The sequence below is a fragment of the Saccharomonospora amisosensis genome (assembly GCF_011761185.1).
GTDB lineage: Bacteria > Actinomycetota > Actinomycetes > Mycobacteriales > Pseudonocardiaceae > Saccharomonospora_A > Saccharomonospora_A amisosensis.
Genome location: NZ_JAAOYM010000001.1, coordinates 3,155,453 through 3,179,929 on the forward strand (window position 1 = coordinate 3,155,453; position 24,477 = coordinate 3,179,929).

24 protein-coding genes are annotated in these 24,477 nt (G+C 67.9%); 8 read left to right on the forward strand and 16 right to left on the reverse strand.

What is annotated here, in order from left to right; all coding sequences use genetic code 11:
• Window positions 1-24 precede the first annotated feature (24 nt).
• On the forward strand, window positions 25-1,254 hold the full coding sequence (locus FHU38_RS15285; RefSeq protein ID WP_167171914.1) for an alpha/beta hydrolase: 1,230 nt from the start codon (window positions 25-27) through the stop codon (window positions 1,252-1,254).
• A gap of 482 nt (window positions 1,255-1,736) precedes the next feature.
• On the opposite strand, the gene FHU38_RS15290 is transcribed toward FHU38_RS15285, so the two are convergent.
• Window positions 1,737-2,144, reverse strand: a complete 408-nt coding sequence (locus FHU38_RS15290; RefSeq protein ID WP_243852263.1) for a hypothetical protein — start codon at window positions 2,142-2,144, stop codon at window positions 1,737-1,739.
• 312 nt (window positions 2,145-2,456) lie between these two features.
• Between FHU38_RS15290 and FHU38_RS15295 the strand changes: the two genes are divergently transcribed.
• The 3 genes from FHU38_RS15295 to FHU38_RS15305 all read left to right on the forward strand — a co-directional run bounded on the left by FHU38_RS15295 (window position 2,457) and on the right by FHU38_RS15305 (window position 3,784).
• Entirely contained in the window at window positions 2,457-2,597 is a 141-nt protein-coding gene (locus FHU38_RS15295; protein WP_167171920.1) for a hypothetical protein, read from the forward strand.
• Between the two features lie 265 nt (window positions 2,598-2,862).
• Window positions 2,863-3,393 carry a hypothetical protein gene (locus tag FHU38_RS15300; protein WP_243852264.1) on the forward strand — a complete coding sequence of 177 codons (531 nt, stop codon included), beginning with the start codon at window positions 2,863-2,865 and terminating at the stop codon, window positions 3,391-3,393.
• Between the two features lies 1 nt (window position 3,394).
• Window positions 3,395-3,784: a hypothetical protein gene (locus FHU38_RS15305; RefSeq protein ID WP_167171922.1), complete on the forward strand. Its 390-nt coding sequence runs from the start codon at window positions 3,395-3,397 to the stop codon at window positions 3,782-3,784.
• Between the two features lie 96 nt (window positions 3,785-3,880).
• On the opposite strand, the gene FHU38_RS15310 is transcribed toward FHU38_RS15305, so the two are convergent.
• The gene (locus FHU38_RS15310; protein WP_313886789.1) at window positions 3,881-5,986 is read right to left on the reverse strand and encodes an acyl-CoA dehydrogenase; all 2,106 of its coding nucleotides are present in this window, start codon (window positions 5,984-5,986) and stop codon (window positions 3,881-3,883) included.
• A gap of 134 nt (window positions 5,987-6,120) precedes the next feature.
• Between FHU38_RS15310 and kstR the strand changes: the two genes are divergently transcribed.
• Complete coding sequence (gene kstR / locus FHU38_RS15315) at window positions 6,121-6,780, forward strand: cholesterol catabolism transcriptional regulator KstR (protein WP_167171928.1); 660 nt, start codon at window positions 6,121-6,123, stop codon at window positions 6,778-6,780.
• 100 nt (window positions 6,781-6,880) lie between these two features.
• Here kstR and FHU38_RS15320 read toward each other — a convergent pair whose 3' ends face one another.
• The 9 genes from FHU38_RS15320 to FHU38_RS15360 form a co-directional block, all read right to left on the reverse strand.
• Window positions 6,881-7,159 (reverse strand): hypothetical protein, encoded by a 279-nt coding sequence (locus FHU38_RS15320; RefSeq protein WP_167171931.1) that lies wholly within the window; start codon window positions 7,157-7,159, stop codon window positions 6,881-6,883.
• 83 nt (window positions 7,160-7,242) lie between these two features.
• Entirely contained in the window at window positions 7,243-8,232 is a 990-nt protein-coding gene (locus FHU38_RS15325) for a TIGR03557 family F420-dependent LLM class oxidoreductase (RefSeq protein WP_167171933.1), read from the reverse strand.
• Window positions 8,233-8,287: 55 nt separating this feature from the next.
• Entirely contained in the window at window positions 8,288-9,121 is an 834-nt protein-coding gene (locus FHU38_RS15330) for an LLM class F420-dependent oxidoreductase (protein WP_167171936.1), read from the reverse strand.
• Window positions 9,122-9,185: 64 nt separating this feature from the next.
• Window positions 9,186-12,440, reverse strand: coding sequence for a fused isobutyryl-CoA mutase/GTPase IcmF (gene icmF, locus FHU38_RS15335; protein ID WP_167171939.1), 3,255 nt, complete (start codon window positions 12,438-12,440; stop codon window positions 9,186-9,188).
• A gap of 105 nt (window positions 12,441-12,545) precedes the next feature.
• Entirely contained in the window at window positions 12,546-12,890 is a 345-nt protein-coding gene (locus FHU38_RS15340) for a VOC family protein (RefSeq protein ID WP_167171942.1), read from the reverse strand.
• Window positions 12,891-13,005: 115 nt separating this feature from the next.
• Window positions 13,006-13,620, reverse strand: coding sequence for a GTP-binding protein (locus FHU38_RS15345; RefSeq protein WP_167171944.1), 615 nt, complete (start codon window positions 13,618-13,620; stop codon window positions 13,006-13,008).
• The gene (locus FHU38_RS27420; protein WP_243852265.1) at window positions 13,601-14,167 is read right to left on the reverse strand and encodes a DUF742 domain-containing protein; all 567 of its coding nucleotides are present in this window, start codon (window positions 14,165-14,167) and stop codon (window positions 13,601-13,603) included. Before FHU38_RS27420 ends, FHU38_RS15345 begins: the two co-directional genes overlap by 20 nt.
• Window positions 14,168-14,175: 8 nt before the next feature.
• The gene (locus FHU38_RS15355; RefSeq protein WP_167171947.1) at window positions 14,176-14,625 is read right to left on the reverse strand and encodes a roadblock/LC7 domain-containing protein; all 450 of its coding nucleotides are present in this window, start codon (window positions 14,623-14,625) and stop codon (window positions 14,176-14,178) included.
• Window positions 14,622-18,113: a sensor histidine kinase gene (locus FHU38_RS15360; RefSeq protein WP_167171950.1), complete on the reverse strand. Its 3,492-nt coding sequence runs from the start codon at window positions 18,111-18,113 to the stop codon at window positions 14,622-14,624. Before FHU38_RS15360 ends, FHU38_RS15355 begins: the two co-directional genes overlap by 4 nt.
• A 1,124-nt stretch (window positions 18,114-19,237) precedes the next feature.
• Between FHU38_RS15360 and FHU38_RS15365 the strand changes: the two genes are divergently transcribed.
• Genes FHU38_RS15365 through FHU38_RS15375 form a run of 3 tightly spaced genes read left to right on the forward strand, consistent with a single transcriptional unit; the run spans window position 19,238 to window position 21,659 of the window.
• Window positions 19,238-20,404, forward strand: a complete 1,167-nt coding sequence (locus FHU38_RS15365) for a type III PLP-dependent enzyme (protein WP_167176119.1) — start codon at window positions 19,238-19,240, stop codon at window positions 20,402-20,404.
• Window positions 20,394-20,783, forward strand: a complete 390-nt coding sequence (gene speD / locus FHU38_RS15370) for an adenosylmethionine decarboxylase (protein WP_167171953.1) — start codon at window positions 20,394-20,396, stop codon at window positions 20,781-20,783. Before FHU38_RS15365 ends, speD begins: the two co-directional genes overlap by 11 nt.
• Window positions 20,784-21,659: a spermidine synthase gene (locus FHU38_RS15375; RefSeq protein ID WP_167171956.1), complete on the forward strand. Its 876-nt coding sequence runs from the start codon at window positions 20,784-20,786 to the stop codon at window positions 21,657-21,659. It abuts the gene before it with no gap.
• Here FHU38_RS15375 and FHU38_RS15380 read toward each other — a convergent pair.
• From FHU38_RS15380 to FHU38_RS15400, 5 genes are all read right to left on the reverse strand, one after another.
• On the reverse strand, window positions 21,625-21,969 hold the full coding sequence (locus FHU38_RS15380; protein ID WP_167171958.1) for a DUF3817 domain-containing protein: 345 nt from the start codon (window positions 21,967-21,969) through the stop codon (window positions 21,625-21,627). The two genes, FHU38_RS15375 and FHU38_RS15380, sit on opposite strands and share 35 nt — an antisense overlap.
• 1 nt (window position 21,970) lies before the next feature.
• Complete coding sequence (locus FHU38_RS15385; RefSeq protein ID WP_167171961.1) at window positions 21,971-22,372, reverse strand: transcriptional regulator; 402 nt, start codon at window positions 22,370-22,372, stop codon at window positions 21,971-21,973.
• Window positions 22,373-22,427: 55 nt separating this feature from the next.
• On the reverse strand, window positions 22,428-23,276 hold the full coding sequence (locus FHU38_RS15390; protein ID WP_167171962.1) for a lytic transglycosylase domain-containing protein: 849 nt from the start codon (window positions 23,274-23,276) through the stop codon (window positions 22,428-22,430).
• A gap of 108 nt (window positions 23,277-23,384) precedes the next feature.
• Entirely contained in the window at window positions 23,385-23,873 is a 489-nt protein-coding gene (locus FHU38_RS15395; RefSeq protein WP_167171965.1) for a helix-turn-helix transcriptional regulator, read from the reverse strand.
• Between the two features lie 314 nt (window positions 23,874-24,187).
• Window positions 24,188-24,355: a hypothetical protein gene (locus tag FHU38_RS15400; RefSeq protein ID WP_167171968.1), complete on the reverse strand. Its 168-nt coding sequence runs from the start codon at window positions 24,353-24,355 to the stop codon at window positions 24,188-24,190.
• Window positions 24,356-24,477 lie beyond the last annotated feature (122 nt).

Sequence of the window (24,477 nt, forward strand, 5' to 3'; positions counted from 1 at the left end):
GAGCAACACCGTTAACCTCTCCGCATGCATCCCTCGTTCAGGACCCGCAGAGCACTCGGGTTGGCGCTCACCGCGAACGCTGTCCGGCCCCTGCGCGGCATGCGCGCGGGCATCCCTTCGTTCTTCGCGGGCTGGCTGACCTCGGAACTCGCGCCGCACCTGCTCGCGCTGACGGCAACCGACACGGCCGCACATGTGGCGAGGCGGGGACTTCGCGGAGCCGACCGGGTGGGCCTTGTGCTCGGTGGGCTGTCGGCCGCGGGGCTGGCGGGGCTGATAGTCTCGGCGCAGCGAGCCCGCGGCGCGGTGGAGCAGGCGCTCGTCCAGGCGCTGGGACCTGGCTACCAGCAGGAACTGCCACGACCGCCGAGCCCAAGGGATCTCGCGACGCCGTGGGGGCAGCTCGTGCTGCCGTTTCGGATGCGCAACCCCGAGGTGCACTGCGACCGTGACATCGCCTACGCGCCGGGTGGCAGGCGGTTCCTGCTCGACGTGTACCGGCCTCTGAAACCGGTGTCCGGGCGGCCGGTGCTGCTTCAGGTTCATGGTGGAGCCTGGATGGTCGGTAACAAGGAGCAGCAGGGTGTACCGCTGATGCTGCACATGGCGCAGCGTGGATGGGTCTGTGTGGCGATCAACTACCCGCTGTCACCATCGGCGCGTTGGCCCGAACACATCGTCGCGGCAAAGCGGGCGCTGGTGTGGATACGCCGACACATCGCCGACTACGGTGGCGACCCGTCGTATGTGGTGGCCACCGGCGGCTCGGCGGGTGGGCATCTCGCCGCGCTGTTGGCGCTGACCCCGGGGGACGCCGCGTTGCAGCCGGGGTTCGAGGATGCCGACACCAGCGTGCAGGCGTGCGTGCCCGCCTACGGCGTCTACGACTTCGCCGCCACAAGCGGTGCCCCGACCGCGACGGCGAGGATGCACTCGATCCTCGCGCGCTACGTGGTGGGCAAGGACCCCCGCGAGCACCACGACGACTACGTCGCGGCCTCACCGCTGGACCGCATCACCGACAAGGCACCACCGTTCTTCGTCATCCACGGAGAGCACGACACGCTGATCCCCGTGGCCGAAGCGCGTGAGTTCGTGCGGCGGCTGCGGCAGGTGTCGCACAACCCTGTCGGCTTCGCCGAGATCCCCGGCGCCCAACACGCGTTCGACATCTTCCCCTCCATCCGCAGCGCGCACGTGGTGCGCGGGATCGAGCGGTTCCTGGAGTGGACCTACCTGTACCGGCAACGGTGATCGGCTCCGGGCCGTCGGGTGGCGTCGGTGGCGTGGTTCACAGCCACAGCAGGGTCATGCTGTAGGCCACGATCCAGCTGATTCAGCCGAGTCATCGAAGCCCGAGCGACAACTCGCGGCGATGGCCGCCTTCGACCGGCGGCTGTACGAACGTGCGGGCGACCTCATCAGACTGGTGCGTGAGGTGGGCCGCACCGAACCCGAACTCGCCGGCTTCTATCACCAAACCCGGCAACAAGCCGACCAGACCCGCCTTCAGGTGTTCTTCTCCTGGCCCGGTGACACCCTGCGCCCCAGGTTTGGACGTGACGACCGCCGTCGACAGCTACGCCGCTCTGTGCAACATCGACGTCTGCACCCCTCACCACCGAGCGTGCCTGGTCGCCCGATGGGTCAAGCGCTGGTGGAGCCAAGCCCTTGCCAGGGAATTGCTCCACGGGCTCCGGTAGCGGCACGTCGGACCCTCCGTCCAACGGGATCGATCAGCCCTGCCCGGCTTCGCGCGGCAATCCGGCCCGGAACTCGGCACTCGGGTTCACGACCAGGACCGACCCGCCCTCCGGCGCAGTGCGCGCACCGATGATCCGGGCCATGCCGCCCCGCGCGAACGGGAAGGCCGACAGGATCAGCACCACCAAGCCGGCCATCGCCACCCCAGCGAGGGCGGGGACGGTGCCCCGCTCGGCAAGAATCCCGGCGACGAGGGAACCGGCGAACGCCAGCAGTCCTGCCAAAAACATGGCACATGAGACAGTGAGCCATGCCGCCCTGGTGCGAGCGCACACGTCACATAGCGGCCAACCACTCACCCGGGTAACGCGCACCTTCCCGGCATGCTCTCCGAGGCGTTCGGCCATGCCAAGCATGCCGCGCAAACCCACCTGACGCACCCGGCTTCCTTCGATTCGCACCTTCGACTGCAGCGCGAAATCAGCTCGCCGTACCGCAGGGCGGCCGTGACGCGCACAGTGAGAGGGGAGGGTGTCCGGTTGGCCCACCAGTTCAGCAGGCAGCCTGACGATTTTCGACTGTCCCTCCACTCGGACTCCCGTTCCGCTGATCTACGTGAAAGTCGTCCGAGACGGAAGTGTACTTGATATGGTCGGCCCACGACTGGGGTTGATCATCACGGTGACAAAGATCCGGAGGCAAATTTGGGATTCAAAGCAAAACCCGAGAGCATCCAGAAGTTCGGGGAGCGTATGGATGAACTGGTTGTCGACGCGAACTCGGCAAAGACCTACGCCGAGGATCATCTCAGTATCGACGGTGGTGACGCACGAATCTTCGCCACGATTACCGCTGCGGCGGGAGATGCAAAGGCGGCGCTGGCCGAGAACTAAGGGCGCCTCGCCACAATCCAGCAAACCGCGGCGGTGGAACTGGACACGGCCGCGACGATGTATCGCGAAACCGACAAGGCGAAGGCAGAACAAATGGACAGCACCTACCCGGCGGGTAAATAGCCGTGACAGAATCCCCCGCAGCCAAACTCACGGACCCAAAGGCGTCCGACCCGGTTCCCAACCTACTCGAGAATGTCATTGGGATCAGCCATATATCAGCGTCTCGTACTGGGTCGGCGAGGCCATAGATCTCATTTTCGACGTGAACCCGTTCGAATGGGTCGCCCAGCAGTTCGCCGGCGATTGGGAAAAGGTGCAGCAGGCCGGTATCGCCATGGAGAAGCTGGGTGAGTTCAGCACGGCCTATTCCGGTGTCATCACTGGCGAACTGAAGACCGTATCGAGCGATTGGCAGGGTAATGCCGCCGACAGTGCGAACAATTACTTCAGTGGCCTCGCGAACACGATCGCAGCTCAGCAGAGCACCCTGACCTCGATGGGTGGCGAGTTCAAATCGGCCGCCATCGGTATGTACGAGACGGCCAACGCCATCAAAGGTGCCCTGGAAACTCTGATGGACCTACTGATCGCGATCGGCCTCGAACTGGCAGCCGCCGCGGCAGCGACGATCGGCAAGGCGCGGGGAGTCTGGGATGACGTCCTGAAGTACCACACCGCCGCCTGGAACGTGGCACAGGGCCTTGTCGGGCTGACGGCCGGTTACCTGAGCACGTTGGGTGACATGCAGAAGCACGCCCTACCAGAAGGCAACTACGACCACCCGGGGGTGTGAGATGAGCCAGCCCGAACCAGAACCGACACTCGACATCGCGCGCGGGGACGTGGCGCTGTCGAAACACCTCAAGAACTCACTGAACCTACTGCGAAGCAAGGTCGAAGACACGGAGTTCAGAAGCCTGGTCGATGACATCACCTCGGGACGAAGAAGTCTGCGGGACACCTTCAACTCCCCGGCGTTCTCGCGAGCCCTTGACCCACTTGTGGCCCAGGCGGCCGAGCGCTACCGGAACCTGTCCGAGGAAGAGCACGCGGAACTTGCCAGGACGGGTGAGGAGCAGTTCGAGGAGCTGCGCCGCAACGATGAGCAACAGTCCGCCTCACGCCGCCCCCGTCCGGACGACGATGACGACGAGGACTTCAGCGATCGGTCTTGGCTGCGGTAGCGCTCGACGGCGCTACGGCGGCAGAAGCCGAATTGAGCGAGTGGCGCAAACGCCCAGGTCGTTGCCGAGTCTTGGCCTTCGCGGGCCGATCCGTCGTCATTGGTCACGCGGCAGGCCGAGCAGCCGCTCGGCCACCACGTTGAGCAACACCTGCGTCGTACCGCCCGCGATGCTCAGGCAGCGGGTGAGCAGGAACTCGTGCTGCGCCGACGAGGTGCCCTCGTCCACGGCGACAGCGGCCTCGGCGTGGGCATCCAGCGCCGCTTCCGCGGCCTCCTGCCTGTGCCGCACCCCGATGAGCTTGCGCACGCTGGACTCCGCCCCCGGCTGGCCGCCGTCGAGCCTGCGCAACGTGTCGCGCAGGTCCAGCACCGACACCGCCGACCCGTCCACCACTAGGGTGCCGAGACGCTCCGGGTCCAGCGCCGGGTGCTGGGCGAGCAACTGTTCGACGGCTTCCCCCACCGACGAGCCGCCACCGATGGCTACCCGCTCGTTGGCCAGCGTGGTTCGCGCCAGCCGCCAGCCACCGTTCACCTCACCCACGACGAGGTCGTCCGGCACGAACACCTCGTCGAGGAAGACCTCGTTGAACCGTGCCTCCCCGGTGATCTCCCGCAGCGGCCGCACTTCGATGCCCGTGGAGCGCATGTCCACAAGGAAGTACGTGATGCCCTTGTGCTTGGGTGCCTCCGGGTCGGTGCGTGCGAGGCAGATCCCCCAATCGGCCTCGTGTGCCAGCGAGGTCCACACCTTTTGGCCGGAAAGCCGCCAGCCACCCTCGACACGGGTCGCCTTGGTGCGCAGCGAAGCCAGGTCGGAACCCGCCCCCGGCTCGCTGAACAGCTGGCACCAGGTCAGCTCACCGCGAAGTGTGGGTCCGACGAACCGTTCGCGCTGCTGGTCGCTGCCGTGGCGCAGGATCGTCGGCACCGCCCATGCCCCGATGACCAGGTCCGGCCTGACGACACCCGCGCGGTCCAGTTCCGCGTCGATAGTCAACTGCTGTGCCGGGGTGGCCGAAAGGCCGTACGGCTTGGGCCAGTGCGGCACGAGATAGCCGGTCTCGACCAGCCTGGCCCGCTGGTCACCGGGAGCCAGCCGCGCGATCTCCTCGGCGGTGCGGCGTGCCTGGCGAGCGAACTCCTCCTCGCCGTAGGCCGACAGGTCCACGTCGAGACTGCGCCGGGCGCCGGCTAGCACCAGTTCCCCTGCCCGGCGTCGCCAGCGCGCCGTGCCGCCGAGCAGTTGCCGCATCGCCACGGCTCGGCGCAGGTAGCGATGCGCTTCGTGTTCCCAGGTGAATCCGATGCCGCCCAGCACCTGGATGCAGTCCTTGGCGTTCTCGACGGCCGCGTCGAGTGCCCCCGCGCCTGCCACCGCGGCGGCGAGCGCGTGCTGCTCCGGGTCGGTGTCGGCAGCGCGAGCGGCGTCCCATGCGAGCGCGACCGCCAGCTCCGCACGGCACAGCAACCCCGCGCACAGGTGCTTGACCGCCTGGAAGGAGCCGATGGGCCTACCGAACTGTTCGCGCACCTTGGCGTAGTCGGCCGCGGTGCGCACGCACCAGCCTGCGACACCAGCGGCCTCGGCGGCGGCCAGCGTTACGGCGAGGTCGGTAACGGGTGCGCTGCCGAGCACGGCCGAGGGTGCGACCTCGGTCTCGGGCAGCTCCACCGAGGCGAGCGGACGGGTGGCGTCGAATTGCTCGACGCGGTTGACCTTGCCCTGCCCCGGGGCGAGCAGGAACCAGACGGGCTCGCCCTCGACGCTCGCGGCCAGCAGCAGGTGGGCGTGCTCGTCGGCGTCCAGCACCGGTCCGGTCGTGCCACGCACCACGAGCCCACCGTCGGGTGTGCGCCGTGCGGCCAAGCCACCGCTACGCAGTGCGACGGCGGCACGGGCGCTGCCGTCGGCCAGCGCGGGCACCACCTCTTTGGCCAGCTCCGCGCAGGCGTGCCTTGCCAGCACGAGGCCTGCCAGTGCGCTGCCGAACACCGGTCCAGGCAGCAGCGCGGCAGCGGCATGCTCCAGCCCGACGGCGAGATCGGCCACCTCGGCGCCCGCGCCGCCGAGCTCCTCCCGCACCGCGATGGCGAACAATCCGATCGAGGCGAGTTCGGTGCTCGCCCCGCCGCGGGCTGACAGGTCCGTTATGGAGTCGGCCAGTGCCCGTTGCTCCTCGGTAAGCGCGATCGACACGACGCAATTATAGAACATGTTTCAATATTTGGCTGGCTCGCCCGAGAGCCGGGGGTGACCTATCGTTAGGTAGGCTGAACACGGAAAGTGAAACAGGTTCTGCGACAGGCTTCGATCAAGCTTCGATCAGGAGAATGCCGATGGCAAGCAAGCCCAAGGCGCCGACCCAACCCAAGGGCCGCGGCGCCCTGAGCCCGCTCGGCGGTGAGGAACTGGGCTCGGCCGCGCAGCGCGACCGGCGCAAACGCATCCTCGACGCGACGCTGGCCCTCGCATCCAAGGGCGGCTACGACGCCGTGCAGATGCGCGCGGTCGCCGAGCGTGCTGACGTCGCCCTCGGCACCCTGTACCGGTACTTCCCCTCCAAGATCCACCTGCTGGTTTCCGGCCTCGCCCGCGAGTTCGAACGGGCACAGGAGAAGCTGGACCGGGGCACCATTCCCGGCGACACACCGACCGAACGGGTGCTCTACGTGCTCGGCAGGAACACCCGCCTGATGCAGCGCGACCCGCACCTCACCGAGGCGATGGTGCGGGCCTTCATGTTCGCCGACACCACCGCCGCGGCCGAGGTCGAACTGGTCGGCAGGCGGCTGGAGAACATGTTCGCCAAGGCGATGGGTATCGAGTCGCCGACCGAGCACGACCGCGACGTCTTCCACGTGATCGCCGACGTATGGATGGCCAATCTGGTCGCATGGGTGACCAGGCGTGCCTCGGCCGCCGACGTTGCCAACCGCTTGGAACTGTCGGTGCATCTGTTGCTGGACAAGGAGATCGCGCCGCGGCGCTGAACCCACGCTGTGGCTGTTGAGCCGACGCTCGTGGAGGCCGGCCCTCGTTTGCGAGGGCTCGCCCCGCGAGCGGCGACACCCGTCAACGCCCGCACGATCGCTATACCTCGCGTACCGCCAGCAGTTCGACCGCAGCCCCGGACGATTCCAGCAACGGCGCGGCTTCGAGCCGACGGGGATCAGCTCGGTAGGCAGCAAGGTCCTCGCTGTCGGGGAAGGTTATGAGGTGGGCCTCCACCCGATCGTCCAGAGTGCGCAGCCTGCGCTCAAGGCGCCCTCCGTACTCGGCGAGCAGCGGCAGGACGGCACGTTCATATGCGTCGAAGGCAGCCAAGCCCCCTTCCGGCAGCCGCGCGAGCAGCAGGTAGGTGACAGCCATCGCCCCTCACAGCGGTCCGTAACCGGTCATCTTCTCGAGCCACTGGGCGCAGGCCGCGAGACTCACGGCCAACGCCCGCGGTGTCAGGCGGTGAGCTTCGGCAGCACCTCCTTGCCGAACACCTCCAACCACCGCTGTTGGTTGCGTCCCACGTTGTGCAGGTAGATCCGGTTGAACCCGGCATCGACGAAGCGCTGGAGCGCGGCTCGGTGCACGTCCGGGTCGGCCGAGATCACCATGCGGCCCTCGAAGTCCTCCCTGCGCACCAGCTTGGCCATCTGCTCGAAGTCGAAGGGTGAACGCACGTCGGCCTTGGGGAACTTCATGCCACCGTTGGGCCACTGCCGCATCGCGTTGTCCCAGGCCTCCTCGTCGGTGTCGGCCCAGGAAAGGTGCACCTGCAACAGCTTCGGCATGCTGTCGGGGTCCTTGCCTGCCTTGCGTGCGCCCTTGCCGAAGTTATCGAGGATGCCGGCCAGCTTCTCCACCGAGGCACCTGGGGTGATCAGGCCGTCTGCGAGTTCGCCGGTCTTGCGCGAGGTGTATGGACCCGCCGAGGCGATGTAGATCGGCGGCGGCGCCTCCGGCATCGTCCACAGCCGGGTGGTGTGCAGCTTGAAGAACTCACCGCTGTGCTTGACGTCCTTACCGGTGAACAACTTGTTGATGATTTCGAGCGCCTCGAACATCCGCCGCACCCGCTCCGGGGCCTCCGGCCAGTAACCACCGATGACGTGCTCGTTCAGCGCCTCGCCGGAACCGATTCCCAGCCACGTCCTGCCAGGATAGGTGGCCTCCAGCGTCGCCGCGGCCTGCGCCACCATGGCCGGATGCTGGCGAAACGACGGGCACGTCACACCAGGGCCGAGGTCCCCTGTGGTGTTCTCGGCGAGTGAGGCCAGCACGCTCCAGACGAACGACGCCTGGCCCTGCGCGGGCACCCACGGCTGGAAATGATCGGCCGCCATCTGCCCGGAGAACCCGTGCTGCTCGGCCAGGGCCGCCAACTCGATGGACTCTCTAGGCGAGAACTGCTCCAACGCCGCCGCGATGCCGATCTGAACCTCACTCACAGACAACTCCAACCCATGTCGACGCGAGTGGTGCCGTACGGACCACCGGCCAAACCTACCCTTGGTACCGCTGCGCCAGCACGGCGCGTTCGTCGAGCAGGCGCAGGGTCTCCTCCCTCGGCCTGGTCGGCAGGAAGAACGTCACCCGCTCCACTCCGGCCTCGGCCCAACCCTCGATGAGACCGCTGCCGCCACCCGCCGCGAAGATCGTCACGGAGATGTCCGGCCTGCCCTGTTCTGCGAGCAGGCGCAACGCCGAACGGATCTCTTCCGGCGCGGTCTGCGCCCGCGGCAGCCAGCCGTCCCCGTGGCGGGCGAGCCTGGCGAGGGCCGCGGGGCTTTCGCCCCCGACGTAGATCGGTGGGTGAGGCTTGCGGGCCGGTTTGGGCCACTGGTAGATGGGGTCGAAGTCGATGTGCTGGCCGTGGAACCGCGCCTCCTCGCGTGTCCAGATCTCCTTCAGCGCCGACAGTTGTTCGTTCAGCAGGGCACCGCGCGAGGCTGGGTCGGTACCGTGGTTGCGCATCTCCTCGCGGTTCCAGCCGACACCGACGCCGAACAGGAAGCGACCGCCGGACAGCAGGTCCAGGCTGGCCACTTCCTTGGCGGTGTGGAAGAGATCCCGCTGCGGCAGCAGCGCCACCCCCGTGGCCAGCAGCAGCCTGCTGGTCGCGACGGCCGCCGCGGTCAGCGCCACGAACGGGTCGAAGGTGCGGTAGTAGCTTCTGGGCAGCTCACCGCCACCCGGGTAGGGAGTCTGCCTGCTGGTCGGAATGTGGGAGTGCTCGGCGAGGAAAAGCGAGTCGAAGCCGCGTTCCTCGACGGCCTCCCCAAGGGCATCCGGACGGATTCCCTCGTCGGTCACGAACGTGGCGATACCGAACTTCATGTGCTGATCAACCACCGGTGCCCGCCGGTCTGTTCCCGGCGGGCGGCATCCGGTGGCGACTTCGCTACACGTTACGCCGGTACTGGCCGCCTACCTCGAAGAACGCCTCGGTGATCTGGCCGAGCGAGCACACCCGCGCCGCGTCCATCAGCACCTCGAACACGTTCTCGCCCCGCGTGGCGGCCTCCCGCAACCGCTTCAGCGCCTGCTGCGCCTCGGCAGCGTGCCCGCGTTGGAAGTCGGCCAGCCGGTCCAGTTGCGAGCGCTTCTGCTCCTCGGTCGCCCTGGCCAACTCCACCCGCACCTCGTCCTCCTCCGGGTGCGGGTTGCGGAAGGTGTTCACCCCGACGATCGGAAGCGAGCCGTCGTGCTTGAGCCGCTCGTACCGCATCGACTCGTCCTGGATCTTGCCACGCTGATAGCCGGTCTCCATCGCACCGAGCACCCCGCCCCGCTCGGAGATCCGGTCGAACTCGGCCAGCACCGCCTCCTCCACCAGATCGGTGAGCTCGTCGATGATGAACGACCCCTGCAGCGGGTTCTCGTTCTTCGAAAGCCCCCACTCCTGGTTAATGATCATCTGGATGGCCAGTGCCCTTCGCACCGAAGCCTCGCTCGGCGTGGTGATGGCCTCGTCGTATGCGTTGGTGTGCAGCGAGTTGGCGTTGTCGTACAACGCGCACAGCGCCTGCAGCGTGGTGCGGATGTCGTTGAAGCTCATCTCCTGCGCGTGCAGCGAACGACCCGAGGTCTGGATGTGGTATTTGAGCTTCTGCGAGCGCTCCCCCGCACCGTAGCGCTCGCGCATCGCGATGGCCCAGATGCGACGAGCGACCCTGCCCAGCACCGAGTACTCGGCGTCCATACCGTTGGAGAAGAAGAACGAAAGGTTGGGCGCGAAGTCGTCCACGTCCATCCCCCGCGCCAGGTACGACTCGACGTAGGTGAACCCGTTGGCCAGCGTGAACGCCAACTGCGAGATCGGGTTGGCTCCCGCCTCGGCGATGTGGTAGCCGGAGATCGACACCGAGTAGAAGTTGCGCACGCCGTTGGCGATGAACCACTCCTGGATGTCGGACATCATCCGCAGCGAGAACTCGGTGGAGAAGATGCAGGTGTTCTGCCCCTGGTCCTCCTTGAGGATGTCGGCCTGCACCGTGCCCCGCACCTGGCGCAACGTCCATGCCCGGATCTCGGCCTGTTCCTGCGGCGTCGGTTCGCGACCCTGTTCGGCCCGGAAGGCATCGAGCCGTTGGTCGATGGCGGTGTTGAGGAAGAAGGCCAGTATCGCGGGCGCGGGCCCGTTGATCGTCATCGACACCGACGTGGTGGGCGCTGTGAGGTCGAAGCCGTCGTAGAGCGCCTTCATGTCGTCCAGCGTGGCGATGGACACGCCGGAGGTGCCGACCTTGCCGTAGATGTCCGGGCGGGTGTCGGGATCGAAGCCGTAAAGCGTCACCGAGTCGAACGCGGTGGACAACCGCTTGGCCTCTGACTCGGCGGAAAGGTACTTGAACCGCCGGTTGGTGCGGAAGGCATCGCCCTCGCCCGCGAACATCCGCGCCGGGTCCTCGCCGTCCCGCTTGAAGGGGAACACCCCCGCCGTGTAGGGGAAGTAGCCTGGCAGGTGCTCGCGGCGCAGGAACGAAACCAACTCAGCGGGGTCGCCGTAACGCGGCAGCGCGACCCTCGGCACCCGATTACCCGAAAGCGTCTCGCGCCACAGGGAGGTGCGGACCTCGCGATCGCGCACGGTGAAGCTCAGCTCCTCGCCCAGATAGGACTTCGCCAGCTCGGCCCAGTGCCGCAGCAGCGCCGCCGTGTCCTCGTCCACCTCGGACTCCGCGCGGGCGAGCAGTCGCTCCACAGCGGCGGTGTCGGCACCCTCGGCCGCGAGTTCGTCCCGTGCCGCTGCGAGGTGCTCGCGCCTGCGGACGGCGGCGACCTGCGCGCGGGTGCGTTCGTGGTAGCGACGCACCGTGTCGGCGATGTCGGCGAGATAGCGGGTGCGGTGTGCGGGAATCACCATGCTGGTGTCGCTGGACACCTTGCCCTCCACCGTCGCCAGCACCCCGGCCGACACCGACAGCCCCTCACCGGCAAGCAGGTCACGCAGGTGCTGGTAGAGCGCGGTCACGCCGTCGTCGTTGAACTTGGCCGCGCACGTGCCGAAGACGGGCATGTCATCCGGTGAACTGTTGAACGCCTCGCGGTTTCGCACCAGCTGGCGTGCCACGTCCCTTCGCGCGTCCTCCGCGCCCCTGCGCTCGAACTTGTTGATCGCCACAGCATCGGCGAAGTCGAGCATGTCGATCTTCTCAAGCTGCGAGGCCGCACCGAATTCCGGCGTCATCACATACAGCGAGTGATCGACGTGGTCGACGATCCCCGCGTCGCCCTGCCCGATGCCGGGGGTCTCGACGATCACCAGGTCATAGCCCGCCGCCTTGCACGCCAGGATGGCATCGTCCAGCCCCTCCGGGATCTCCGCCCCCGCCTTGCGAGTGGCCAGCGAGCGGAAGAACACGTGTCCGGCGTCGAGTCCGCCCAGCCCGGCGAGGCTGTTCATCCGGATCCGGTCGCCCAGCAGCGCGCCGCCGCCCTTGCGCCGGGTCGGGTCGATGGCCAGCACGGCTATGCGGAGCTTGTCGTCCTGGTCGAGGCGGAACCGGCGGATCAACTCATCGGAGAGCGAGGACTTGCCGGAACCACCGGTGCCGGTGATGCCGAGCACGGGAGCGGTCCGCCTCGCCGCGGCGTCGGCGATGGCCCGCTGCCACTCGGCGGGCAGTGCCCCCTGCTGCAGCCGAGTGATCACCCGCGCGAGCGTCGGCACCTCACCGGACAACAGCGTGTCGATGGAGCCGGTCTCCGTGGTGGTGAGGTCGATGTCGCAGGCCCGGATCATCGAGTTGATCATTCCGGGCAGGCCCATCTCCAGACCGTCGTCGGGAGAGAAGATCCGCGCGACACCGCGCGAGTGCAGCAGTTCGATCTCCTCGCGCACGATGACGCCGCCACCACCGCCGAAGACCCGCACGTGTCCGGCGCCGCGCTCCCGCAGTGACTCCACGAGATAGCTGAAGTACTCGACGTGCCCGCCCTGGTAGGCGCTGATCGCCACACCCTGCACGTCCTCCGACACCGCCGCCGTGACCACTTCGTCGACCGAGCGGTTGTGCCCGAGGTGAATCACCTCGGCACCCTGCGACTGCAGGATGCGGCGCATGATGTTGATCGAGGCGTCGTGACCGTCGAAAAGACTCGCGGCGGTCACGAACCGGACTGGATGCGCGGGCCGGTACAGATCGGAGGTCATACCCCCAAAATACTTTGACTTCCTACTGTTTTAAAACCAAGCTCACCCGTGATGGGCCTCTCATCAACCGTATCGATTCAGTCGTGCCGAGTTGGCGGTGTCGACTCATAGATCGGAGACGATGTTCACCCGGTTGCCTTCGGTGTCGACGAACGTCGCGTAGACCATCCCGATGGAGGGGATCTCGGTGCGGTCGACCAGCAACTTCCCGCCGGCTTCGGTAACCCTTCGCAGACTCGACTCGAGGTCGTCGACCCGAATCACAGGTCGAGGCTGTCGCAACTCGTCGCTGCGTTCCGCGATCTCGCCATGGATGGCGCCCAACCGCGGTTCTGCCGTGTTCGAACTCTCCGGGCTCCAGCCGAAGACCTCCTCATAGAACCCCCAAGCGCGGCGTGTGTCGTCCGCGGGCAGTTGAAACCAGGTCACCATGTTCGACGCAACGGTCACTGCGATCCTCCAGCTTCGCCTCGCACCCCTGACCGACACCGACGGCACGGGATGCATCTGATGCCGGAAAAGCTAGCCGCAGGGTCCGACAGAACCGGTTGGTGATCGCGGCCGCTCAGGAGGATGTGGTCGCCGAACGCTGCGCGATCCACTGCCGCATCGCGTACTCCACCAACGTGATGAGCGTCTGCTTGGTGGATTCGCGGTCTCGTGCGTCGCACCGGACGATCGGGATGCTCTGGTCGATCGACAACGCCTCGCGGACGTCGGCGAGGTCGTGGTGGAGCATGCCGTCGAAGGTGTTCACACCCACGATGTAGGGCAACCCCCTGTCCTCGAAGAAGTCGACCGGCGCGAAGGAGTCGGCGAGCCGCCTGGTGTCGGCGAGTACCACCGCACCGATGGCGCCGCGGACCAGGTCGTCCCACATGAACCAGAACCGCTGCTGGCCCGGTGTGCCGAACAGGTACAGGATCAGGTCCTCGTCCAGCGACACCCTGCCGAAGTCCATTGCCACGGTCGTGGAGACCTTGTTCGGTGTCGCTTCGAGGTCGTCGATGCCGGCACTCGCGTCCGTCATCATCGCCTCGGTTCTCAACGGCACGATCTCCGACACCGAGCCGACGAACGTCGTCTTGCCCGCGCCGAAGCCACCGGCCACGACGATCTTGGCCGACGTCATCGTTTTCGATGCGGTCTCGCGCGGTGCTTTATAGCCGACGGAGTCCACTCAACACCCTTTCCATCAACAGCAAATGCGCCTCGGCGCCTTCGTCCCCGGAGATGGTCCTGTGCACGTTGACCAACCCCGCGTCCGCCGCGTCGCTGACGAGCACCCTGGCCACCCCGAAGGGAACCCGGAGCATAGCGGCGATCTCGGCGACCGAATGTGGGGTGCGACATTCTTCCATGATCAGCTGATGCTCGATCTGGTCGGGCACCGCCAGCAGCGCCGCCTGCCGGGTGGAAACGAGTGTCTCGAGTTCGAGATCGTGATTCGACTTTGTCCTACCACCGGTGATGGCATACGGGCGGACGAACCCGGTCTGTTCGGCTGCGTGCAACGGAATGGCTTCGGCCGACACAAGCTGCTCCTCTACCTTGGTTTCGACCCCATGGCGGGGGTCACGGGATGCCGCGGCGCGGCGCGCGCCAGGGTGTTGCCTGCCACCTGCTCGTCCACTAACGTCGCGGCCCGCGCCCGGCCCGAAGCCACCGAGCAGCTCGCCGAGCTCGCTCAGGTGCTCCTCGCCGGGAAGCCGCGAACCCTCGCCCATCGCGCCGATCATCCAACCGGTGCGCCGACCTTCGAGCCGTCCTCACCCTGCAACTGCGCGCGCAACTCCGGCGTGAGGAGCTGTCCCACGCGGTCGACGAGCAAAGTCATCTCGTAGGCCACCTGGCCGATATCGCAGTTGGGTGCGGCGAGCACCGCGAGGCACGAACCGTCGCTGATCGACATCAGCACCATGACGCCGAGTTCCATCTCCACGACGGTCTCGTTGACCGCGCCTGCCTCGAAGCAGCGCGCGGCACCCTGGGTCAGGCTGACCAGACCTGACGCCACCGCCGCGAGCTGGTCGGCCCGGTCCAGCGGCAACCGTTTCGACGCGGTGAGCAACAAGCCGTCCGCCGATACGACGACCGCATGCGCGACACCCGGTACCCGCTCGGCGAAGTCGTTGACCAGCCATCCGAACTTCTGCTGCGGCTGGGTTCCATCCGGCGCGGTCATTCACCCTCCACTGTTTCGTGATCGCTTTCGCTCACCTGGGCCGTCCGGTGCCTGCCTCGGCGAACGCCCTGCTGGAAACTGCTGAGCCTGCCCCGCACGTCGGCGGGATCACGCTCCACACGCGGCCGGTCGACGGGCTCGCCCTCCGGGGCCACGCTCCCCGGAAGCAATTGCTCGCCGCGGCGCCGCCTCGGCAGCCCCGCGGCCGTGTAGCTCGACGGTGTCGACTCCGCCACCGCGCGCACGGTCTGCCACCGTTCATCGGCGGCCGGACCCCAACCTCCCGACGACGCCCACGCAGGGGACGCCGAGGTCGTCACGCTGCCGGATTCCAGCTCCGCGGGGGACTCGCCCACCTCCGCTGCCTCGCTGGGCCGCGCGGACCGCTTCGGCCGCCGTTGTGGCAGCCCGGAAGCGGTTTGTCCGATACCCTGCGCGGACCACGATGGCCGCTGCTGCGCCGAGGCGTCCTCGGGCTCGGCAGCGGCGTCCGGCTCCGCCCTGTGCCTTCGCCCTCTGCTGACGCCCTGCTGGAAACTGCTCAGCCTGCCCCGCACGTCCTGCGGGTCGCGCACGGGCGCCTGCGGTGCGGGAGCCGCCGCGGCAGGAGGTGCGGCAGCCGGTCGAGGTGCCGCACTGCCGGGCAGCAAGTGCTCACCTCGCCGCCTTCGCGGCAGACCCGCCTGCGTGTAATCTGCGGCCGAGGAACGCTGTGAGACCTCCTGCACAGCCCGCCAGCTCTCGTCGGCGGCGAACTCCCAGCTCTTGCGCGCCGGCCGCTCCGCCTCCGCCTCGGCGTCGGCATCTGTGACCTTGCGAAACCACGCCGAAAGCATCTCGTCGAAGATCGGTGTGGTCTCCGCGTTGTCGACCGCGGCCTTGCGTGCCCGTCGCTGAGCCTCGCTCAGCGAACCCTGCGCACCCGGTGCCGACCCCGCGTGCTTGGCGCCCTCGGGCTCGGCCGGGCTCTCCGCACTCGCCGTGGCGGCGGCGTTCCACCACTCGCTCACCGCCCGGCTGTGGGACTCGAACAGCCGCCTGCCGCTGAGTTCCCGCTCGCCGGAAGCGGGCACGGCCCTGCGTCGACCTGGCCGTGTGCCGTTGATCCGCGGTGCGCCGTCGTCGAGTTCGTGCGGGTCGGTGTCAGCGGCGACCGGCCACTCCGGCTGTGCCTGTTGTGCTTGTTGTGCCTGTTGGGATGCCCGCGCCGCTGCGGGCGACGGTGCCTGATGTCCGTGCCCGGAGTCGTCACGTTCGACCGGTGTGAACAACGCGGTGCCGGAAACCTCGTTGTCGGTGGGTGCGGGCACGTGCCCTGGCTCACCCGGCGACCGCCGCGATCCGCCCACACCCGCCGCTTCCTGCGCCATGCCCGGCTGGGCGACGCCGTTGCGGGTTCTGCGTGGCAACGGCCCTCCGTCGACCTGCGCCTGCTGCGGCACGTGCTCCGGCTCGGCGTACTGTGGCTCGGCGTACTGCGACTCGGCCGGCTGCGGCTCCTGAGTGTGGCCCTCACCGTCCAGCACGAGGTCTGCGGGCACGGTTACCGTGGCCCGGACGCCGACGATGTCCTTGCCGCCGTGCAGCATGACGTCGAAGCCGTGCCTCCCGGCGAGCCTGCCCACGACGAACAGGCCCATCCTGCGCGAGGTGGTCAGGTCCAGCGAACCCGACTCCGAAAGGCGGGCGTTCGCCTCGGCGACCTCGGCCTCGTTCATGCCGATACCGCGGTCCATGATGTCGATCGACAGGGTGCCGTCGTCCATGGCCCTGGTAGCTACTGTCACCTGGGTCTCCGGCGCGGAGAACGCCGTGGCGTTGTCCAGCAACTCGGCGACGAGCCGGATGAGGTCGCCCGCCGCGTGGCCGACAACGAGCACCGGCGGTGGGGTTCCCACGACGACACGCTTGTACTGCTCGATCTCCGACACCGCGGCCCGCAGCACGTCCGTGCCACTGACCGGTTGGCCGGAACGACGGCCCGGTTCCGCCCCGGACAGCACCATGAGGTTCTCGTTGTTGCGCCGCATCCGCGTGGCGAGATGGTCGAGCTGGAACAGCGTTGCGAGTTGGTCGGGGTCCTCCTCGTCGCTCTCCAGCCGCTCGATGAGCGCCAACTGGCGCTGCACCAGGCTCTGGCTACGCCGGGAAAGGTTGACGAACACGCTCGCGTAACCGGCACGCATACCGGCCTGCTCCGCGGCCAGATGCAACGCCTCGCTGTGAACCGCGTCGAAGGCCCTGGCGACCTCGCCGATCTCGTCCTGGGTGGTGACGGGTACCGGCCTGATCTCGGTCTCGCGGGAGCCACCCTCCTGGATGGAGCGCACCGCCTCGGGAAGCTCGTGCTCGGCGACCGCGAGAGCGCTGTTGCGCAACACCTTCAGTGAACGCAGCAACTGTCGAGTGATCACGAATACCACGAACGCCGCCAGCACGAGGGCAAGGATCAGCAGGACGAGCAGGACCGTGACGCCGGTCGCCGCGTCGTCTGCCAGCTCACCCGTCGCGCCGGTGACCTCCGTACCCATCCGGTCCGCGACCCGTCCCATGGCGGCGAACACCGCGGAGGCGTCGGCGGACCACTGCTGTGGCGAGACGGATTCGAAGGGGTCGCCGCCCGCGTCCTGCTGGGCGAGCACACCGGCCACCACCCGGCCGAACTGGTCGAAGGCCTCGCCACGCACGGTGTTGTCGAAGTCCTGCCGGTGGGCGTCCGTGGCGGCGACGCGGAAGTCATCGATGCGGTCACCGAGGCGCACGTCAGAGGTGCGAAGCTGGTTGACCTCGCTGGGCGCCAGGCCGCTGCGGCCGATGCCGTAGCTGACCAGCGCCTGCTGGACCGACACCTCCTCGCGTGCCACCAGCAGGTCGTGCAGCGCGTTGCTGGTCGCGCCGGTGCCGTCGTCACCGATTCCAGCCACGAGCGCCGAATCGAGTCCGAGCAGCGCGGTGGTGATGCCGGAGTACTCGGTCACCGCCTCGATCGGCCCCACCTGACCGGCACCGACACGCTCGCGCAGGTTCGCGAGCCGCCCCAACTGTTCGTCAACGGCCTTGCGCGGGCCAGCGACCGCTCCGCCTGCCTGTTCGATCTCGGCCGCGGCGGTGGTGACCGGGGAGACGGCCATGTCGACCTCGGCCCGAATGCCCTGCAGTTGCGGTGAGCCGGAGCCACGCCCTTCGGTGAGCAGTTCCGCGGTGAGCGTGCGTTCCCGCTGCAGCCCGTCCAGTAGCGTTCTGGTGGCGGCTGCGAGCCGTGCCATACCGTCGATTCGCTCGTAGCGGTCGGAGCGCTCGAACTGGCTCGCGACGGTGATGCCACCCAGAACCAGCGCGATCATGATGGGGATCAGGGTGACGGCGCCCAGCTTGGCCGGAAGGCCCCAGTCACGCCAGCGGAGCAAGGCCCGCAGCCTGGACCGCTTGGGCCGCTCCTCGCCGAGGAGCTGTCCGACAGGCACCTGGCCTTCTCCTGCAACGGTCACGAAGGTGACTCCTCTTCCGGATCGCTCGCTGTTCCACGGCGCAGCCCCGAGACGCCCCACCCGGACGGCCCGGGCCGCGCTCTGCTTCGCGACCAGTCACGCACCGCGCGCACACCCACCCTTGTCGCCTTCGCCGAATCTCTCGGCCTTTCACCGTTTGTCACCGTTGTCGGCGTTGTCACCGTTGTCGGAGCTGTCGGCGCTGTCACCGCCCGCCCCTGCGGTAGGCGCGCGGCGATCGTCAACGCTGGTGGACGGTCGCCGCACGGCAGCCGACCGTCGGAGCTCACCGGTCGGCGATGGCTCCACGACCACGGCGTTGCCGCACCCAATTGACGTCTCTGACGTCGGTCGGGGTGAAGAAAGCGTACACCAATCGGGTACTTGCCAAATCTTCTCGAGACGCCGCCGCTGACCAGCCAAAATGGCACTTCAACAGGGCCGCGAGCACCTCGATTAGCCGCGGCCACGACGCCGGGCCGCAATTCGGTTACCGCATTCATCCGGCAACACCCATCAAGCATCACCCACAAAGCGCAAGCCTCCGCGGCACTGTCACCCACCAGCGGCATGGCAGGTGACGTCAGGGTGGAGTGCGAACTGCAAAATGCGCACGATCATGTGGCACCACAACCTCGATCAACCCAGGTGCTTCCTCACCAGATCTCCGCCTTGAGCAGGGGGTCTTCACAAGGACGTCGCGTCCGGGTGAGGGAGGGGCAAGCCCGGCGGCGGTAGGTCACACCCCCGGCCAGGTGTTACTCAGCGTAGAACGACAGCGTGGCAAGGCCCACAGCGGGTCACTCACCGACACCACGCCGTCGCACCCGGTCGACGGCAGGCCGTGGCCGACGATCGGCCGCCGTCCGCACGACGAACGGACCGAACCACCGAACACAGGCGGTGGTCGGCCCCCGGCGCGTCAAGCCGTGCTACCCGTGGCGGAATCGCGGACGCATTCGCGACCAGGAATCGAAACAAAGCACGCACGAAATGTGGCTGGATTCGCGATGGGACGCGCACGGCGAGGCACCGAATATCGATTCACGGACAGCCGCGGGCGAGGTGGTCGCGGCCTCGAACTCCCGGCCTGGGACCCTCGCAGGGTGAACACGGTGAACCCGGTGAGCCCTGCGGTGGACAGAATCCGCGCCTTCCTCGCCGACCACGACCCGCCGACGCCGTGTCTGGTGATCGACATCGACACGGTACTGGACAACTACCGCTCGCTCGCCGAGGCATTCCCCGGCGCCCGCATCCAGTACGCGGTGAAGGCCAACCCCGCTGGGGCGGTGCTCAGGGCCCTTGTCGGGGAGGGGGCCGCCTTCGACGTCGCCAGCCCGGCCGAGATCAGGCGCTGCCTCGCGGCCGGAGCCCGACCACAGTCGGTTTCCTACGGCAACCCCATCAAGAAGCCGGCCGACATCGCGTTCGCTCACTCGGCCGGGGTCGACGAGTTCTGCTTCGACTCGCTCGCAGATCTGGAGAACATCGCCGAGCACGCTCCGGGAGCGCGGGTGCTGGCGCGGCTTGCCGTGGACGGCCCCGAATCGGCCACCCCGTTCGGGCACAAGTTCGGCTGCGACGCCGAGGAGGCGGCCGAGTTGCTTTCGCGTGCCGGCCACCTCGGTCTGCGCCCAACGGGCCTCAGCTTCCACGTCGGCTCGCAGCAACTCGACCCCGGCGCCTGGGAACTGGCCATCGGCGCGGCGGCGAAGGTGTTCGAAGCCAGCTCGGCGGGAGGCACAGCGCTACGCAGCCTCAACATCGGCGGTGGATTCGGCGTGGACTACCGTGCCGCCGCGCCCTCCCCGCACGAGTACGCCGCCTCGGTGTTGCCCGCGCTGCGGTCGCACTTCGAGTGCCCGCCCGAACTCGTCCTCGAACCGGGGCGGGCGATCGTCGGCGCGGCTGGCCTGATCCGCGGCGAGGTGGTGCTGGTGGCGAACCGGCGGGGGGAAGCCGAACGCAGATGGGTGTACCTCGACATCGGCAGGTACAACGGGCTGGCCGAGACGGAGAACGAGGCGATCGCCTACCAGCTCGAAGTTGTCGAAGATCACCCCGAACCGGACGGGCCTGTGATCATCGCGGGGCCGACGTGCGATGGTGACGACGTGCTCTACCAGCGAACCCCGTACCGGCTGCCGCTGTCCTTGCGGCCGGGCGATCAAATCGACATCCTCGCGACGGGCGCGTACACGGCGAGTTACTCGTCGATCGCGTTCAACGGGATTGAGCCATTGCGTACGTACTGTGTATCTGAAGGGAGGCTGATCAGTGCCGAGTGAGTTCGTACCGGTCGGCGTGTTTTCCGGCAAGCACGTCCTCGCAGAGTTGGACGGCATCGATCCACATCTGCTTGACGACGAGCAATTCCTACGGAGCACCTTGGCGAGCACGCTGACCGAGGCGGGCGCGACGGTGTGCGACGTGATCGCGCACCGGTTCGAACCGCAGGGGGTGACCGTTCTGGCGATGCTTTCCGAGTCCCATGCTTCGGTGCACACCTACCCGGAGATCGGCGCGATGTTCGTCGACGTCTTCACGTGCGGCGATCGGGCCGACCCGCAGGAGGCGGTACGGCTGCTTGCCGACGCACTCGGCACGCGATCGATGAACATGTCGACACTCCAGCGCGGGCGGCTGCCCGTGAACGCGGGGAAGTGAATGTCAGAGCAGATCGTCGAACCCCTCGGCGCCGGCCTTTCCCGGGTATGGGAACTGTCCGGCACCATTCTCGACACACACACCGACTACCAGCACGTCGTCATCGCCAAGACGGCACAGGGCGTGACGCTGTTCTGTGACGACGAGCGACAGAGCACCGAGACGAGCCAGCTCGTCTACCACGAGGCGCTGATGGTGCCCGGGATGTTGCTCGCCGACAACGTCGACCGGGTGCTCGTCATCGGCTCGAGCGAGGGCGTCGCCAGCCAGCTCGCGGTCGCGTTCGGAGCGGAGTTGGTCGACCATGTCGACATCGACCGCGAGACGGTGCGCGCCTGTGCGCGACATCTGCCCTACGGCTACTCCGACGCCGAGTTGGCGCGGGCGGAGCGCGGCGAAGGCAAGGTCAGGATGCACTACCGCGACGGGTGGGAGTTCCTCGATACCGCGCGGCAGCGCTACGACGTGGTGGTCATCGACCTCCCCGACGAGAACACCGATCCCGCCGCACAGCACAATCGGCTCTACGGCGAAGACTTCCTGAGCCGATGCAGCGACTTGCTCAGCCCCGGCGGAGTCGTCGTGTGTCAGGCGGGGTGCCCGACGCTGTGGCGCAACGACACGTTGCTGGCGGCGTGGAAGCGGTTCGGCGAGATCTTCGGCACGGTCGTCTACTTCGGTTCCGACGAGCACGAGTGGGCGTTCCTGTCAGGCAGGCCGGACCGCGTCGACGCACCCGTGGACGGCATGATCGAACGGTTGTCACGCTCGAGCTACCGGCCCCACTCGATAGACGCCGAAACGCTGCGCGGCGCGACCGTGCCGCCGTACTCGGTGCGGGCTACAGCTTCCGGCCCGCCAGCACCCGGCGCGTGACAGCCCGCTCGGCGACGAAGGACAGCAGGGGCACACAGCCCGCGAGCAACACCCCGATGGTGCCCTTCACCGACCACCGCGCCTTCAGTGCCAGGTCGACAGCCAGTACGAGATAGACCATGTAGATCACGCCGTGGATGGGCGAGTACACGGCGGAAGGGTCGGGGTTGTCGAAGCCGTAGCGCAACACCATCACGGCCACCAGCCCGAGCAGTCCGATGCCGGTGACGAAGGCGGCGACCCGAAAGCGCAGCAACGGTCCGCGCAGGTTCGTGGTCGCCGCCACCTCGTCACGGTCGGTCGTCACCATGTCAGTTCCCCTCGCGATCTCGAGCGTTCAACTCCGCCAGGTATCTGTTGTAGGCGGCAAGTTCGTCATCAGCGGGCCCGGCGCGTGCGACCGACCGCGCCGATGCTGTGGTCGGCGCATCGGTCCGCCGCTGCTTCAGCGGCACGGCTGTGCCGCCTGTGGGCTCGGTCTCGGTTCGCTGCTCAGCTGCCTGCCGCCGCAGCCTGCGCATCCGCCGCACCATGAACAACGGGAAAAGCCCGAACAGTGGCCACTGCAACACGTAACCGAGGTTCTGGAAGGTACCGCCCGCCGAGGAGTAGCGCTCCCACTGCCACCACGCCAGCCCGAGGCCGACCACGAGGCCCAGCACGCAGACGGCGGCGATCGCCAGCCCACGGGATACGGTCGAGCTCTTGGACACGCCTTCGACGCTAGCACTCGTCGCGGGCACCCCCGCCCAGGGCGGGCGGCGCGCGCTACCGGGCTTGCCTTACCGCGGCCGCGTAGTCCTCGGCGAGGCCGAAAACCTTGCGCCCGTACTCGGTGGAGTTGTTGTAGGACAGCACCCCCGACCACCAACCCTCGGCGGTCGACATGTCCCTTCCACTCGCGCACAGGTAGCGCGCGGCCGACAGCGCCGCGTCGTCGATCTGTTGCGGGTCGGCCATGCCGTCTCCGGAGGCGTCGGTCCCGTGCCGCAGCCAGGTGCTCGGGATGAACTGCATGGGGCCGACGGCCCGATCGTGTTCGACGTCACCGTCGAGCCTGCCGCCGTCGGTGTCCAGGATCGCCTTGACTCCCTCGGAACCGTCGAGCGGGACACCGATGATCGGTTTCGACGGCCTGCCGTCCTCGCCGAGTATCGCGCCGCCGTAGCGGCCATGGTTGGACTCGACCCGTCCTATGCCAGCCAGCGTCGCCCACGACAGCCTGCAGCTGGGCTGGTGCTCCCGCATCACCAGTTCAGCGTTGCCGTATGCCAGCAGCGCCCGTTCCGGAACCGCGGTGGCGGCCGAGGTCGTGCGGGCCCAATCCAGCAGCGGGTTGGCGCCGGGGGCGGTGACCCGACCGCCACCAGCCCTGCCACTGGTCCCGCGGTCGGTTATGTGGTCGGTGGCGGGTGCGGCCGAACCCGGCTCGACGTCGGCCGGTCGCACGTCCAGCGCCGGGATGTCGGTGGTGGTCGGGCCTGCCTGTGGGCTGGCGGCGCGGGCGACGAGCCACACTCCGCCCGCCGCGACGCCGAGTACCGCCACCACGATCACCAGGCGGGCCAGAGCCGCCCGCCCGCTTCGACTCGCCGTGCGTGTCCGCGGTTCGTGCACCGCCTGGCCCTCCACCCGACCCGATTACTGACCTTTCGACAACGACGTGCCGCGGGCATACGTTACGGCGTGGCCGTCGCGCTGCTCGCGGCACCGTCGTCGATCAGGTCAGCTCGCGTCGCGGCGCTGCTGCTGCCGCGCGAGGCGCGCGACACACCAAGCGGGAGCGCTGCCACGGCGCAGGTGCTCGAGCACCGTCAGCGGGCCGAGCCGCCTGCCGAGGTCGGAGGGTGTCAGCCCTGCGGCCCGGTAGTCGAGCGCACGCTGGTCGAGCGGGCTGATGCCGGCATCCCACCACGCCTTGGCCTCTTCGACGTCACCGATCATCTGCCACCATCCCGCGGCGGCCGTCAACAGTTCGAGCGGCGCTTCGGGAAGGCGCTGCCGCATCGCTTCGAGATATCCCGGGTCCGCGACGTCCACCGGCGCCCAGCGCTGCGGGCCGCTCTCGCGCCGCTGCCCCGGGATACCCGGCGCGGACCGCGGAGCCTCGGCCAGCCAGGTGGAGGCGATGCGGTGAACCTCCCGGTCCTCCGCGTTCTGCTCGCGCTCGGCCGCCCACTGCCGGATCACCGCGTCAACTCCGGGATCTCGCATCCCTGCCTCCTCTACAACGCACTGCTGTGGTTGGTGCAAAGACTGTCGAGCAACGTTGTTCGAGATGTAGGAACGTGACCGGTCAGGTACCTGCTCGATCACGCAATGTGAGCACCGTAGGAGAGCGGGCCCAAGCTTCGCCAGACCCTTCGAGCGAGGAATTCGATGACCAGCGCGTTCACCCCGGTAATCCACCCGGTTGGCCCAGCCTGGCGACGAGTTGACCACAGTCCATGACCGTGAGTAGCTGTACCGTTTTTCGACAGCACGACGACCGGCACCGCGGTGCGGTGCCGGTCGTCGTGATGGGTTACTCAGGCGAACAAGCTCTGCACGAACGTCACGATGGCCTCGGCCCCGTCCTGCAACCAGCCGAGCGCGGCCCGGACGGCATCCGCCGACTCGGTCGGGCGGGTAATCAGGAAGAACAAGACGAGCGCGACGAGACCGAAGATCAGTACCTTCTTCAGACCCGGCGACATGGCTCCATCCCATCCGATGTTGGGCGGCGTATGGCGGCTTTGCACCACCCGCCGACACCCCATCTTGCCGTAACAGGACCTGATTCCGGCGGGTAGTCACGCGAAGAGGCATCCCCGGCCGG